Genomic DNA, 14126 nt, shown 5'->3' on the forward strand with positions numbered 1-14126 from the left:
GATCACCCCGACACCACCGGTGATCACGCGCGTGGGCATGCCCTCGGTGTGCGAATCGACGGCGTGGAAGACATGACGCGTACGCACGGACGTCCCTTTCCTGTTCCTGGTGAGTGGATTGCTCGACAATGGCCTTCGGTGACGTCCGTCAGTGGTGACCTTCGGCGATGACCGTCAGTGGTGACCTTCGGTGACGTCCGCCAGTGGTGACCTTCGGCGATGACCGTCAGTGGTGACCTTCGGCGATGACCTTCTCCGTCGCGGCACGCACGACGGCGTACTGCTCCGAGGCCAGCGGCGCGCGGGGCGGCCGGGTGGCACCTCCGTGACGTCCCGCGAGGTCCATGGACAGCTTGATCGCCTGGACGAACTCGGTCTTGGAGTCCCAACGGAGCAGCGGGTGCAGGGACTTGTAGAGCGGCAGAGCCGTCTTCAGGTCGCCCGCGACGGCCGCGCGGTAGAGCGTGGCGCAGCTGTCGGGGAGGGCGTTGGGGTAGCCGGCGATCCAGCCGACGGCCCCGGCCAGGGCGAGTTCGAGGAGGACGTCGTCGGCGCCGACGAGGAGGTCGAGCTCGGGGGCGAGCTCGGCGATCTCGTAGGCGCGGCGGACGTCGCCGCTGAACTCCTTGACGGCGACGATGGAGCCGTCCTCGTACAGGCTCGCGAGCAGCGCGGGGGTCAGATCGACCTTGGTGTCGATCGGGTTGTTGTACGCGACGACGGGCAGGCCGACTCGGGCGACCTCGGCGTAGTGGGCGCGGACGGCGTCGGCGTCGGCGCGGTAGGCGTTCGGGGGCAGGAGCAGGACGGAGCCGGCACCGGCCTCGGCGGCCTGCTCGGCCCAGCGGCGCGACTCGGCGGAGCCGTAGGCGGCGACGCCGGGCATGACACGGGCACCGTCACCGGCGGCGACGGCGGTACGGACGACCTGGGCGCGCTCGGCGTCGGTGAGGGTCTGGTACTCACCGAGGGAGCCGTTGGGGACGACGCCGTCGCAACCGTTGGCGATCAGCCAGGCGACGTGCTCGGCATAGGCGTCGTGGTCGACGGAGAGGTCCTCACGGAGAGGGAGGGCGGTGGCGACCATGATGCCGTGCCAGGGGTGGGCGCGGTGCGCCGGGACATGCTCGCGGGTCATGAAGGGTCTCCCTCGAATGGTGTGTGACATTTCACCATTGCCCTTCTGGTAGCCACAAGAGGCCACAAGAAACGACACTCCTGGGAGCCCCGCGGGGACGCTCGGAACCCCGGGGAACCTCTCAGAAGGCGTCGACCGACGTCGCCGCCTCAGGCGGCACCGACGCCGGCACCGTACTGGCACTGGCACTGGCACTGGCACTGGCACTGGCACTGGCACTGGCACTGGCACTGGCACTGGCACTGGCACTGGCAACGATCACGGTGGCGTCCAGTTCGTCGTCCGTCGCCACGCGCGCGTGCAGACCGGCGGCGGTGACGGCGGCCACGGCCTGACCGGACTGCCGCTCGCTCGTCTCGAAGAGCAGGACCCCGCCCGGCGCCAGCCACGTCGCGGCCTCGGCGACGACCCGGCGCAGGACGTGGAGCCCGTCGGTACCTCCGTCGAGCGCGACCCGGGCCTCGTGGTCGCGTGCCTCGGACGGCAGGAGCTCGACCTCCTCGGTGGGGACGTACGGAACGTTGGAGAGCAGGACGTCCACCCGCCCCTTCAGCCCCTCGGGCAGCGCGTCGAAGAGGTCGCCCTCGTAGACGTGCCCGCCGGCCGCGGTGACGTTCCGCCGCGCGCAGCGGACGGCCGCCGGGTCGACGTCGGCGGCGTGCAGCTCGACCTCGTCCAGGGACGCGGCGAGCGCGACGCCCAGAGCGCCGGAGCCGCAGCACAGGTCGACGACCACCGCCCGCGCGGGAGCGCACCGCGCGGCCTCCTGGACGAGCGCCTCGGTACGTCGGCGGGGCACGAACACCTCGGCGTCGACCTCGACGCGCAGCCCGCAGAACTCCGCGTACCCGACGACGTGCTCCAGCGGCAGGCCGACGACCCGGCGCCGGACCATCTCCTCCAGCTCGGCGGCGTCCCGGGCGGCGGACATGATCATCAGCGCCTCGTCCTCGGCGAACACGCAGCCGGCGGCGCGGAGACGGGAGGCGAGGGCGGCCTCGGAGTGGTCGAGCGAAGGGGTCAGAGCCGAAGAGGGGGTGGAAGCGGGGGAGCTCGATGACATGAAGGCCTTTCGCGCCGCAGGCGGTTGGGTGGCCTGAGACCGGCCCCCACCGGAGACTGCGTCACATTAGCCGAAGATCCTGGTCATACGTCCAGGATCAGGTCCGATGCCGGCAGGGACTGGCAGGTGAGGACGTCGGAATCCGGGAAGTCCGCGGGAGGCGGCACCAGATGGGCCGCCGCCCCCTTCAGCACTGTGCACGCACAGCTCTCGCACTGGCCGACACGGCAGCCGCTCGGCATGTCCACGCCCGCTGCCTCGCCGAGGGCGAGGAGCGTCCCGTCGCCCTTGCGCCAGCGCACGCTCCGGCCGGTGCGCGCGAACGTGACGGCGTACTCGGCGCCGTCGGGCACCGTCACCTCCGCCCGGACCGGGCGGAACCTCTCGCTGAACACCTCGAACGGCGGGACTCCCCGTGCGATCAGGGCATCGGTGAGCGCGTCCGTCATGGGCTGGGGACCGCACAGGTAGAAGCGCGCCCGGCGCTCGAAGAGACGGGGGTCGATGTCGGCGACGCCGATGAACCCCTGGCGGTCGTAGTCACGTCCCCGCTTGTCCGTCGCGCCGGGAGCGGCGTAGTGGGTGACGACCGTGAGGGCCGGGACGAGGCGGGCCAGTTCTCGCAGTCGGTCCCGGTACGGATGGTCGGCGCTGTTGGCGTTGCCGAAATGCAGAACCACTTCGGGCACGGTGCCGCCGGTGGCGGCGAGGGTTTCGAGGTAGCCGAGGAACGGGGTGACGCCGATGCCCCCGGCGAGCAGCACCACCGGATCGGCGGTGTGCGTGGGGAGGGCGAAGACGCCGCCGGGGCTCGTCACGTGCAACCGGTCGCCGACGGTGGCTTCCTCGTGGAGCCAGGTGGAGAACGCGCCGCCGGGGATCTTCCGGACGGCGAGCGCGTACTCGCCGCGTTCCGCTTCGAGGGCGGGTCCGACGAGGGAGTAGCTGCGCCCCTGGGAAGGATCCTGGACGGTGCCGTCCTTGTTCTCCGCCCGCACGGTCAGGTGCTGGCCCGGCCTGTGGTCCGGCAGCGGTCCGCCGTCCAGCGGGGCCATCCGCAGGCCGCGGACACCGGGGCTGACCTCGGTCACGGCGGTGACGGTGAAGGCACGGGTGCCGGCCCAGGCCGCGGTTCCGGCGGCGGGGGAGATCCGGCAGGCGGCCGATCGCAGCGGGGCGGAGCCGCTGAGCGGGTCGGTCACGGCGTGGCCGACGAGCCGGTTGAAGTTGCTGCCCGTCGCGTCGGTCGGGGCGGCGCCCGGCAGCGCGAGGTCGGGCGCCTCCTGCCACCAGCCGTACTCGCCGACGACGACGGAGGGGTGCAGGGATTCGTCGAAGCGCGCACGCAGCCGGATGGAACCCAGACGGGTGGCGACCTCGACCCACTCCCCCACGCCGATGCCGTGCGCGGCCGCCGTGTCGGGGTGGATGTCGACCGAGGGGTCGGTGGCGCGGCGCCGCAGCGAGGTCAGGGACCGGTGCTGGCTGTGGACGAAGTAGCCGTGTTTGGCGCAGGTGAGAACGAGCGGGTACGCGGCGTCCGTGGGGACGGGGTCGCGGTGTTCGGGCACGGGTGGGTACCCGTACCCGAGCAGCCGCTCGGAGTAGAGCTCCACGCGCCGGGTCGGGGTGGCGAAACCCGTCACGGCGTCGCCGTCCGGACCGTGGCCCTCGGAGCTCGTCGCCGGGGCGGCGTACCTCCGGTACGTCTCCTCCATGGGTACGCGCACGCCGCCCGGGCGCCGGCGGAGTTCCTCGACGGTGAGGCCGAGCGGTTCGAGCTGCCAGTTCCACGCCGCCTCGATGTCGCCGTCGAAGAAGTCCGCACCCATTCCCAGGCGGCGGGCGAGGTCGAAGACGACCTCGGTGTCACTGCGGCACTCGCCCTGCGGGTCGACCAGGCGGGGTCGGAGCTGGACGTGCTCCTGGGCGCGGTGGCTGACCTCGAACCCGAAGCGCAGGGCCTCCCGCTCGTACGCGCTGCTGACCGGCAGGACGAGGTCGGCGGTGTGGCTGGTCGGGTTCGGGAAGAGGTCGAGGTGCACCTGGAAGTCGAGGGCCGCCAGGGCCCGGGCGGTGCGGTCGGAGTCCGGCTGGGAGACGACGAGGTTGGAGCCGAAGCCGATCAGGGCGCGGACCGGGTACGGGCGGCCCGTCTCGATGGCCGTGCACAGGTCCCCGGAGTTGATGTAGCCGCCGGCCTGCGGGCCGAGGGGGTGCTCGGCGAGACCCAGGGCCTTGGCGCGCTGGGCGGGATCGATCTGCTGGGGGGAGGAGGCCGCGTTGTACGCGGGGGCGGGGACGACATGGTTGCCGCCCGGGCTGTCGTAGCTGCCGGTGAGCGCGTACAGGGTGGCGAGTGCCCGCTCCGTCTGCGTGGCGTTCGCGCTCTGCCCGACACCGGTCCATCCGTAGTACGTGACCGAGGACGCGGTCGCGATGTCGTCGGCGAGGGCGCGGATCTCCCGCTCGGGTATCCAGGTCGTGGCGGCGACCCGGTCCGGCGTCCAGGCGGCGCAGGCGTCGGCGTACCGCTCGAAGGCCGGCGCGCAGGCGACGACCGAACCGTCCCGGAGGGTGACCTCCCTGGTGCCGCGCAGTGCGAAGCGCTCGGGTCGGACGGCGGCGCGCGTGGTGTCACAGACCTCCGGCCGTCCCGTCTCCTCGTCGAGGACGACGTACGCGGCGCGTGCCGTCACACCGTCGGCGTCGGGCAGGTCGTCCGCACGGAGGAAACGCCCGTTGTCGCCGCGGACGAGGAGGGGGGCGTTGGTCCAGGCCCGTACGAAGGCCTCGTCGTAGCGCTCGTCGGCGATGAGGAGCTGCGCGAGGCCCAGCGCCAGGGCCGCGTCGGTTCCCGGGCGGACGCGCAGCCATCGTTCGGCGCCCAGGGCGCTGGTGGAGCGGCGCGGGTCGACGACGGCCAGCCTGGTGCCCCTGGCCCGAGCGGCGGAGAGGGCGGCGGACTGGGAGAGCCAGGTCTTGGCCGGATTGAAACCCCACAGCAGCGCGAGGTCCGCGTTCGCGTAGTCGGGAGGAGGGAGCGGGGTGCCGAAGGTGAAGGCGTGCGCGACGTCCTTGTGCCAGTTGCAGATCTCGGCGCTGTAGACGGTGTTCGGACTACCGAACATGCGAACGAATCGCTCGATCCACTCGGTGGCGTCGGAGATCATGGTCCCCGACGGCGTGGCCACGGCGAAAGCCACGGCCTCGGGGCCGCTCTCCGCCGAGATGGCGGAGAGCTTGGAAGCGATCTCCTCCATCGCCTCGTCCCACGAAACGGGCACCCATCCCGGATCCGGGTCGGACTTGGGCCGGGTGCGGCGCAGGGGTGTGGTCAGCCGCCGGGTGCTGTGGGCGATCTCCGGGGCGGAACGGCCCTTGGGGCACATCGCCGCGCCGGTCGGATGGTCAGGATCTGGCCGCACACCGGTCAGCCGGCCGTCCTCGACCGTGAAGACCGCTCCGCAGCGTGACTTGCAGAGGGTGCAGAACCCTCTCTTCTCCTCGGACACGGCCGCCTCCCGCTCTCGGATGCCCCGTTCCATTCAAGGAACGGCGCACAGCGACATCCAGCGGGCGAAGGTCCCGCACCCCGCAGCCCATGGTCACCACCGGCGGAGGGCGGAGGACCGACAGCCTGGTCCGGCCACCCGGTCACAGGCCCGGGCCGGACGGGCAGGCGAGAGCCACGGGCGCAGGAGTTCAGTCGCGGCAGCCGTCGCAGCAGCCCCCACCGGTCCTCGTCCCGGCGCCCTGCGTGGGTGCGGTGGTCGGGGGAAGCAGCGTCTTGGGGGCCGGCGTGATCGCGATCCTGGGGGCCTGGGTGATCGCGATCGTGTCGGCGGGGACGGCGGCGGTCGTCGGGGCCCCGGGGCGGACGGGCGTGGCGGGCTTGCGTGCCGTGCGGAGTGCGGGGTGGCTGGGCAGGCGCTTCCTGCGGCCAGCGCGGATGCCGTTGCCGGTGACGAGGACCTCGGCGAGTTCGTGGCTGGCGACGACGGTGGCGAGGCCGAGGACGCCGGTGGCGGCCAGGAGAGCGCGGTCGTGGCCGCACTCCTCGGCAGGCAGGCCGACCTGACCGCCGGCATGGGCGACCCATGGATCCGGCGCCTGGGCGAGGTGGGACATGCCCTGGACTCGGCCGAGAAGCGGGTACGGCTGCCAGAGGGCGGCGGTAGGGGGCCGAGAGCACCAGGTCTGCCGTTCCTGCCTCCATTGATCCCTGTCCCCGTGCCGGTACCGGCACCTGTGCCGCTCGTCCTCGCCTCGTACACCGGCGGGATGCCGGGGATCGTGCCCGCGGGTCTACCGGGACCCCGATCCGGGCATCCCGTGGCGGGATCCGATTCCGCCGGCCGCGGCGCCTCCGCCACGGTTGCTCACGCCGGAGGAGCGGAAGGACTTCGTCAGCTGGGTCAACGGCCTGAAGCCGGCCGGCTTCGGGGGCAAGCCGGATGCCACCAGTCCGGAGAACGCCTACCAGCTGCGGATCGCCGGATACCCCGAGCGGATCATCCCCCTGCCCGCCGACTACGAGAAGCCCGCGATCGGCGCGGACGGCATGCGGCCCGCCGACGGGATGATGGTGGATGCCAAGTACGTCAAGGACGCCGACGACGACTGCCGGAAGAGCACGTGGCGTCGCCAGTCCACGTTCGAGATCGAGGACGAGTACAAGGAGGACGGGACCAAGAATTGGAACAAGAAGGACGTCCTCATCGGCAAGGACGAGGGTGAACTCGAGAAGTACCGCCAGGCGGTGAACGAGCACGACCAGATCCGGGGTCTGGAGATCGTCACCAACGACAAGGAGGCCGTGCCGTACTGGCAGACGCTCATGGCCCTCCAGCAGGTGCCTGGCACGGCCCGCTATGTGAAGTGACGCCGGGTTCGCCGACCCCGACCCCGAGCCCGCCCCGTTCCCCTTCCCGTTTCCCCTTCCAGCCCACCTCCCCCAAGGACTTGCCCGTGGCGCCCGATGACGACAACCGGACCACCTTTCTCTTCTACGCGCCGGAGCGGCAGCCGCACGCCTGGTCCCTGGACCTCGCCGGCCTGGGCGAAGCGCTGCGGCAGTCGTTCACCGAAGCCCGCTACAAGGTCCGCCAGGACCACAGCCACCAGGGCGAGCCGTACCTCTCCTTCTGGGCTGCCACCGACGACGGCACCGAGTACGACGGCACCGCCACCGTCCACGGGCGGGACTGCGTGGTGCTGGCCGACACGACGGCCGGTGAGGCCGCACCCTTCCTCATCTGGCTGCGGGACAACCACCTGCCCGCTCCCGAGCTGATCCGCTTCAGCAGCGAGGCGGCCGTGGACCAGGGCATCGAGGCGGACTGGCGCCTGCCGGGTGCGGGCGATGCGGCGCGAGTAGCCGATGAACTGCGACATCACCTGGCGGTCGTGGACGAGGCCTGATTCGCGCGGCGACGGCCTCGCGGCACTCCCCGCAGGACGCGTCCGGGTCGTGGCTGCGGAAGGCCCGCTCACAGCCGTCGCGGGTGACGAGGGGCGCCGGGCCGGGCTGCCGTGACTCCTCCGCGGGAGGGGTGGCGGGAGGAGATGGCCGAGCCGGAACTCCAGGAAACGGACCGGGTGGTGGATCGGTACGGGTGGTGGATCGGTACGGGCTCGGGCGGGAGGTTCGCGGTCAGGGGCCGCGTGATCTGGGCGGGCGTCGCGGCACGGGAGAGCCAGGTCCCGACGGCGGGCGCGAGGCGCTGGACGTCTCCGGCGGAGAGCAGCAGGCGGGGGTCGGCGAGGCGGAGGCGGGCGAGGAGGTCGGCGGCGGGGCCGGTGGGAGGGTACGGCGGCTCTGGACGGGCCGAGGGCTGGGGCTGAGGCTGTCCGGGATCGGAATCACTCTGCCGATCGACCAGTTCAAGCGCCTGCGGGGCCGTCGGCTGGTGCCCTGCTACCCGGTGATCGTCCTGGTACCGAGAGACCCCACCGACTATTTCGCCGATCCTCCGGGTCTTCACCTGAAGGGCGATCTGGACGTCGAGCTCGGGGTCCTCGTGGTCCCGCCCGAGGATCATGTCCTTGCCGATGTCCGGGTAGGGCACGGCCACCTGGAAACCCGCCGCGGCAGCAATGGCGGGCACGAAGGTCTCCCCGTACCACCCCTGGTGGTTGTTGTGCTCCATCCGCCCCCGCCCCCGCCCCCGCGCTCCGGTCGCAGGCCACCCGCCACGCGCCCACGCCCGGAGTGACACCGATCACTGCCCGGCAGAGCAACCGAGCAGTGATCTTGCGTTAAGGACATATCCGGCCAGGGCCCCGCGACTGCGTCAGGTCGTGTCGAGCGGGTTCACGCAGCGCCTTCGGGAGCGTCATCGACAGGCCGACGGTCCTCCGCGAGCGCGACCGTGTGGACGAACCACTCCAGGACACCACGCAGTTCCTCGCCTCGGTCGGCGAAGACCTCCAGCGGGAACGAGGGACGCAGGTCCAGCTTCGCTTCCGCGAGCACGATGCCGTCCACCTGGTTCAGTCGCGCCATCAGCTCGCGCCGCAGGGCCTCGTCGTCGAAGGGCGGCCGGCGCTTCAGGTGCTGGAAGACCACCTCGGCGGTGCCCGTCACCGGATACAGGGCCAGGGGCCAGAGCGATCGGGCGCGAGCGCCGCCCAGGGACAGCATCGGGAAGCAGCTGGTCTCGCTCTTCTTCCCGTAGTCGAAAGAGCCGCCCTGCTCCTCCCAGAACCGCAGGGTCGCGAGCACTCCCTCCGCCGTGCCGGGCGTCTGGTTGTCGCGCAACAGCGTCTCGAATCGCGCCGCCGCGGTCTCCCCGTCGCCGATGCCTCGGGAGTCTCCCACCCCCTCGGCGGTTCGAACCGGCGTCTCGTCCTCGAACTCGTCCTTGCCCACCAGAGCGGCCAGGTCCGCCGCCGTGAGCCGATGGGCCCGGCGAGCGCGACCCCACTCGTCGAACGGGACCCCCTCGGACTCCAGAACGCTCTGCGGATCGGGCCTGTCCTCCTGTCCCTCGGACCAGCGGAAACCGGGTGAGATCTTGCCGTCGGCCATCAGCACGCGATAGGCACCGTGCAGCGCGGGACGCGTGCTGATGTGACTGCCTACCGCAACGGCATGGGTGCCGATGAGAGCGGCGAGGTCGCCGTACGTCGTCCACGTACCCGCCGGCATGTTCATCAGTGCCTGGCGGAGTTCTCCCCAGCCGGCCCACTCGGCGTCGGCGTGGACCACCCCGTCGATGGGCCCGGGCCACAGTTCCACGGCCCGGTCGCTCATTTCCTCGGCGCGCGCGAGGATCTCCGTCCTCCCCCAGCGCTCCTGAGCCGCGATGTGCTGGTTCATGCGCAGGGCGCTGGAGTCGAGGATCTGCTGCTTGCGGTGGAAAGGGTGGTTGGAGAGACGGGTGTTGTCGCCGGAGAGCGTGAGGTTGCCGAGGGTGTGCACCAGCTGGGTGTGCAGCTCCTCCGGGCTCTCGGTCTCTCCGGCCTCCTCCGCGAGGAGGTCGAACCACTGCTGGGCGGGGTGCTGCGGCAGCACGTGCTCCACGGTGAGCTTCGCCTTGCCGTAGTCGACGGGCTCGCTGGCGGCGTAGCTCTCCTCGAAGCGGCGCAGGATCTCGAAGCGCTGGTGCGAACGCCCCGACTTGTAGAAGGGGCGGCTCCGGATCGACTCCCGCGTCACCGCGTCGGAGGGCCAGACGCGCGTCCCCGTCTTGGCGGACAGAGCGCGTCGTACCGCGTCCGCGAGCGAGCGCCCGTTCTCCAGCTCCTTCTCCACCTCCTTGGGCAGTTCCATGAAGGTGCGGTTGTTGCCCGTGGTGGAGTTGCCGGCGAACAGACGACGCACCATGTAACTCTCGGCGTAAGCGAGAGCGGCGGTCGCCTCCTTGGGGTCGCAGTCCCCCTCGTCCAGCCGGTCGAGCAGCTGGAGCGCGAGCGGATAGTGGGTCTGGCCGCCCCAGCGGGCAAGCCGTTCCAGGACCTCGCGAAGACCGGGGTCGCTCTCCCGCGACGGCTCGACGATCCGCATGAGGCGACCGGCCCGCACGTACAGCCGCGAGACCTCTGCCTCCAGCGCGTGCTCGTCCGAGCTGATCGGTTCGAGGCGCTTCTTCTGGTCCCGGTAGATCTCGCTCTGCTTGGCCCGGTTGTCCCCGTCGACGACCAGGTCGAGCCAGACGAGCAGCTCCAGCCTGGCCGGGCCGAGCAGCTCCTGCATCGGCAGCCACAGGGTGCGGTAGACGGTCTCGCCACGCTTGGGAAGGCACATGAAGAGGTAGTTGCGCAGGAGATCGCTCTGGCTGAGGCCGACACCCGTGTTGTTGATGGACTCGAAGATCCGGTACACGTTGTCGCCCTCGGCGGCGGTGATCGAGACGATGGAGAGGAAGTCCCTGAGCACGGACTCCACGGCGCCGGTCCATTCCTCGCCTGCGCGCTCCTCGCCCTCGGTCAGAGCCGCCAGGAAGAAGCGGTACGCGCCACCGATGTTGCCCGGACCGCCGGCTGTGGGGAGCGACTCCACGCAGGCGACAAACGCCTCACGGTCGGCCTGCGTCGGCAGGAGACGGTAGTGGTCGTTCCCGTCCTGGTAGCCGTTGACCAGGATGAGGTCGTGGATGCGGGCGGCCTTCTTCTCCCGCTCGCGAGCGCGGTGGTGATCCCGCAGGGCGGTGAAGGCGAGCATGAGCGTGGTCAGACGCTGCTGGCCGTCCACGACGAGCCAGCGCTGCATGCCGCCCGCCGCGACACGCTCCGGCGCGAGCACCACCGACCCGAGGAAGTGAGCCGCCGGCTCCCTGTCCTCCAGCTTGTCCTCGACGAGTTCCAGCACGTCGTCCCACAGCTGCCGCAGCTCGTCCCGCTGCCAGGTGTAGGTGCGCTGATACAGCGGGACCTGGAACTGCGTCTCACCGTGGACCAGTTTGCTGAACGTCGTCTCCTGCGCGTGCACGCCCATCCCCTCCCCGACTCTTGCCCCGTCGGCCCGCCATTGTGCCGTACCCGGGTACGGTGATCAGCGGAATCGGCAACCGTACGACCGGGGGCGCACCAGTGCGTCACTGGGATCCACAAGGACTTCCTCCTGGAATTCGCCAAGTTGGATAAGCCTGGTGCCGGCTCCGGAGGTGGGGGACAGCTTCCTCCTGCTCAAGGTCATGCCACACGACGATGCCATCGCCTGGGCGGTCAAGCACCGAGCGACCGTCAACTCGGCCACCCGAGGTATCGAGTTGCGCGACGACGTCGCGCTGGAACACGCGACGGCCGGCGTCAACGCCTCTCCCGGCGACCAGCCCGATTCAACGGCAGGCACCGAACGACTGCTCGAAGGGGTTGCCGGCAAGGACTTGATCAAGCTGGGCATCGACGCGGACCTGCTTCCCCTGGTCCGGCATCTCGGCACCGAAACCCGTCTCGACGCCCTGCACAAGGTCCTTCCCGAACAACAGTACGGCGCGCTGGCCGGGCTTGCGGCGGGCATGACGCCGGAGGACGTATGGCGCGAAGTCGTCGCCGTACACCTGGAGCAGCGCTCCGCGACCCCGCGCGAAGCCCGGGCTCCACGTACCGAGCCGCCCGCGCCCCCGGTCGAGCAGGACGAATTCTCCGCGGCCATGGCACGGTCCCAGGGGCGGGTCGCGCTCGCCTCCGGCCCCGACGAGTTGACGGACATCCTGTCCGGGCCCTTCGACGCCTGGCGGATCTTCCTCCATCCCAACCAGCGCAAGCTCGCCTACCGTTACTCGTACACGGGTCCTGCACGCGTCGCCGGCGGTCCCGGCACAGGGAAGACCGTGGTCGCGCTGCACCGCGCCCTGCACCTCGCCCAACGACTGCCGGCAGACACCCGACGAGCCGATCCTCCTGACCGCCTTCACCCGCGACCTCGCGGCCGACCTGCGCAGCAACCTCGAACCGCTGGCGCTGGTGGCCGCGCAGAAGGAGATCCTCGCCCGCTGGAGCAGGACGACCCAGAGGCTGGAGATCGACTTCACCGACGTCTTCCTCGACCAGGAATGGCGCCACGTCATCCTTGCCCAGGACCTCCGGTCGCCGGAGATGTACCTGAGGGCTTCCCGCTCCGGGCGCGGAACCGCCCTCAGCCCTCTCAAGCGGGCCCAAGTGCGGCGCGTCGTCGAAGCGTTCACCCAGGAGCTGCGCCGGGCCGACGAATGGACCTTCCTCCAGGTGTGCGCGGAGGCCGCGCGCATCCTCCAGGACCGAGGCGGGGAGCCCCCCCTTCCGCCATGTGGTAATCGATGAGGCGCAGGATCTCCACCCTGCCCAGTGGCGCATGCTGCGCGCTCTGGTCGCCCCGGGGCCGGACGACCTGTTCATCGCGGGCGACACCCACCAACGGATCTACCGGAACCGGGTGTCCTTGCGCGGTCTCGGCATCTCGGTGGCCGGCCGGTCCACCCGGCTGCGCATCAACTACCGCACGACGAAGGAGATTCTGACCTGGTCGACCCGCCTCCTCGCATACGCAGGCGTCGACGACATTGGACGGCGGGCAGGACTCACTCGTCGGCTACCGGGGCGCCAGGACGGAACTCGGAGGCGCAGCCACCAAGCCGGAGAAGGCCGACCCCCAGCAACGCGGGGAGGACCTCATGGGCGAACTGAGTCTGCTGTTCGTCGCCTGCACGCGGGCAAGGGACGCCTTGCGCGTCTCCTGGCACGGCGTTCCGAGCCCTTTCCTCCCCTAGCGGGTCACCGCCTGAGGTCGTCGGCCCATGGGACAGAGCGGCGCCGGAACAGCCTGTCGGCCCTGGTTCACAGGCCGCGTTCATCCCTGGCGGCCACGCGGACGTAGACGGTGAGGGCGTGCCGGGGCGGGACTCGTCGGCGAGGGTGAGCCACTGGCCGCCGTGGGCCTCGTACTCGCCGGCGGCCTGCCAGGCGGCATCGATGTCACAGGAGGGCTGCCGTCACCTGGGCGACGAGTCGAGACCATGCTGCCGGGGCAGGAACGAACCGAATCCGATGCATGTATCGACTCGGCGGCAGCCACCGTCGAGCGCCTCGACCCGCTGAGCACACCACCCCGACTGCCCGTCACCCCCGAACGGCGAGCCGACGACCTGAAGACCTTCCTCGGGCGTTGGAGCCCCCGGGTCCCTGAGACGCCATCAGCCCCAGCACCCGTCCCAGCATCACGGAACGTCACACCCGTCCGGCAGCCCCGAACCATGCGTGACGACCTATCAAACAATGCAAACGTGCGTCACGTGCGTCGAACATGCGTCGAGATATCGCGCCCAACGCATGTAACGCCCATAACGCGCAATCGGAGAAACAGCAGGTCAGCGGCCCTTTTCGGCAGGCTCAAGGATCGCGACGCACTCGACATGATGGGTCATCGTTTACCCGTCACAGGGAGCGACCCAAGAAGATCTGCTGGTCAGGGGCGGTTCACCAACTCCCCGGACAACCTCGTCCGGGCCCTGAGCGTCATACGAGCGTCACGAGTCACCGCCGCTTCTCCGTGGCCGGCCGTGACCCTCACCAGCAGCTGAACCTACTGCCGGACGAAGAGCCAACAGTGACCGTTCGCCAGGCCGCAGAGGCGGCATCCGCACTGCGCACGCTGGCGGAGACCGGGAGGGCGGCGGAAGCCGTCGTGGCTGGCAGGGTCCGCGGTCAAGCGCCCGCCCGGGCGTACGGGAAGATCGACGGCTCGGACCGGATCACCGGCGATGTGGCGGCCGGGCTGGCCGCAGCCCATCTCGAAGCATGCCTGGTAGCCCACCCCGCCCCGGCGCTGACCGCCGACTGGCTGGTGGATCACTTCCCGAGCGACCTGAGCCACGCCACGTACGTTTCCCTGCCCGAATGCACGGACGTCCTGAAGGCAACGGGAGACGCAGGCGCGCGAGCGCGCTGCGGCAGCCCTGCGCGAGAACCCCCAAAGACTGCCGCAGCTTGATCACGCGCTGT

12 protein-coding genes are annotated in these 14126 nt (G+C 70.8%); 5 read left to right on the top strand and 7 right to left on the bottom strand.

Annotated features, from left to right (window positions below; genetic code table 11):
* Positions 1 to 226: 226 nt before the first annotated feature.
* The 4 genes from AB0G79_RS32455 to AB0G79_RS32470 all read right to left on the bottom strand — a co-directional run bounded on the left by AB0G79_RS32455 (position 227) and on the right by AB0G79_RS32470 (position 6332).
* A complete protein-coding gene (locus tag AB0G79_RS32455) occupies positions 227 to 1138 on the bottom strand; it encodes a dihydrodipicolinate synthase family protein (protein ID WP_360812916.1) in 912 nt (303 codons plus the stop codon).
* 121 nt (positions 1139 to 1259) lie between these two features.
* Complete coding sequence (locus tag AB0G79_RS32460; RefSeq protein ID WP_360812918.1) at positions 1260 to 2201, bottom strand: putative protein N(5)-glutamine methyltransferase; 942 nt, start codon at positions 2199 to 2201, stop codon at positions 1260 to 1262.
* An 83-nt stretch (positions 2202 to 2284) separates the two neighbouring features.
* Complete coding sequence (locus tag AB0G79_RS32465) at positions 2285 to 5716, bottom strand: molybdopterin-dependent oxidoreductase (protein WP_360812920.1); 3432 nt, start codon at positions 5714 to 5716, stop codon at positions 2285 to 2287.
* A gap of 190 nt (positions 5717 to 5906) precedes the next feature.
* Positions 5907 to 6332 (bottom strand): hypothetical protein, encoded by a 426-nt coding sequence (locus tag AB0G79_RS32470; RefSeq protein WP_360812922.1) that lies wholly within the window; start codon positions 6330 to 6332, stop codon positions 5907 to 5909.
* Between the two features lie 247 nt (positions 6333 to 6579).
* Here AB0G79_RS32470 and AB0G79_RS32475 point away from each other — a divergent pair, with 247 nt between their 5' ends.
* Positions 6580 to 7086 carry a restriction endonuclease fold toxin-2 domain-containing protein gene (locus AB0G79_RS32475; protein WP_360812924.1) on the top strand — a complete coding sequence of 169 codons (507 nt, stop codon included), beginning with the start codon at positions 6580 to 6582 and terminating at the stop codon, positions 7084 to 7086.
* Between the two features lie 86 nt (positions 7087 to 7172).
* Positions 7173 to 7625: a hypothetical protein gene (locus AB0G79_RS32480; RefSeq protein WP_360812926.1), complete on the top strand. Its 453-nt coding sequence runs from the start codon at positions 7173 to 7175 to the stop codon at positions 7623 to 7625.
* Positions 7626 to 7693: 68 nt separating this feature from the next.
* Here the strand turns inward: AB0G79_RS32480 and AB0G79_RS32485 are convergent, their stop codons facing one another.
* From AB0G79_RS32485 to AB0G79_RS32495, 3 genes are all read right to left on the bottom strand, one after another.
* Positions 7694 to 8311 carry a hypothetical protein gene (locus tag AB0G79_RS32485; RefSeq protein WP_360812928.1) on the bottom strand — a complete coding sequence of 206 codons (618 nt, stop codon included), beginning with the start codon at positions 8309 to 8311 and terminating at the stop codon, positions 7694 to 7696.
* Positions 8312 to 8517: 206 nt separating this feature from the next.
* Complete coding sequence (locus AB0G79_RS32490) at positions 8518 to 11142, bottom strand: DUF262 domain-containing protein (protein ID WP_360812930.1); 2625 nt, start codon at positions 11140 to 11142, stop codon at positions 8518 to 8520.
* Between the two features lie 343 nt (positions 11143 to 11485).
* The gene (locus AB0G79_RS32495) at positions 11486 to 11707 is read right to left on the bottom strand and encodes a hypothetical protein (protein WP_360812932.1); all 222 of its coding nucleotides are present in this window, start codon (positions 11705 to 11707) and stop codon (positions 11486 to 11488) included.
* A 406-nt stretch (positions 11708 to 12113) separates the two neighbouring features.
* On the opposite strand from AB0G79_RS32495, the gene AB0G79_RS32500 reads away from it, so the two are divergent.
* From AB0G79_RS32500 to AB0G79_RS32510, 3 genes are all read left to right on the top strand, one after another.
* Positions 12114 to 12449 carry a hypothetical protein gene (locus tag AB0G79_RS32500; RefSeq protein ID WP_360812933.1) on the top strand — a complete coding sequence of 112 codons (336 nt, stop codon included), beginning with the start codon at positions 12114 to 12116 and terminating at the stop codon, positions 12447 to 12449.
* A gap of 31 nt (positions 12450 to 12480) precedes the next feature.
* The gene (locus AB0G79_RS32505) at positions 12481 to 13002 is read left to right on the top strand and encodes a hypothetical protein (RefSeq protein WP_360812935.1); all 522 of its coding nucleotides are present in this window, start codon (positions 12481 to 12483) and stop codon (positions 13000 to 13002) included.
* A gap of 729 nt (positions 13003 to 13731) precedes the next feature.
* Positions 13732 to 14115 carry a hypothetical protein gene (locus AB0G79_RS32510; protein WP_360812937.1) on the top strand — a complete coding sequence of 128 codons (384 nt, stop codon included), beginning with the start codon at positions 13732 to 13734 and terminating at the stop codon, positions 14113 to 14115.
* Positions 14116 to 14126: the final 11 nt, after the last annotated feature.

Origin of the sequence: Streptomyces sp. NPDC020807, from assembly GCF_040641575.1 — a bacterium.
GTDB lineage: Bacteria > Actinomycetota > Actinomycetes > Streptomycetales > Streptomycetaceae > Streptomyces.

What these genes read in the sequence shown, in the direction of transcription:
- AB0G79_RS32470 (WP_360812922.1), bottom strand. Translation starts at nt 6,332, where the DNA reads ATGTCCCACCTCGCCCAGGCGCCGGATCCATGGGTCGCCCATGCCGGC.
- AB0G79_RS32490 (WP_360812930.1), bottom strand. Translation starts at nt 11,142, where the DNA reads ATGGGCGTGCACGCGCAGGAGACGACGTTCAGCAAACTGGTCCACGGT.
- AB0G79_RS32455 (WP_360812916.1), bottom strand. Translation starts at nt 1,138, where the DNA reads ATGACCCGCGAGCATGTCCCGGCGCACCGCGCCCACCCCTGGCACGGC.
- AB0G79_RS32460 (WP_360812918.1), bottom strand. Translation starts at nt 2,201, where the DNA reads ATGTCATCGAGCTCCCCCGCTTCCACCCCCTCTTCGGCTCTGACCCCT.
- AB0G79_RS32505 (WP_360812935.1), top strand. Translation starts at nt 12,481, where the DNA reads ATGCTGCGCGCTCTGGTCGCCCCGGGGCCGGACGACCTGTTCATCGCG.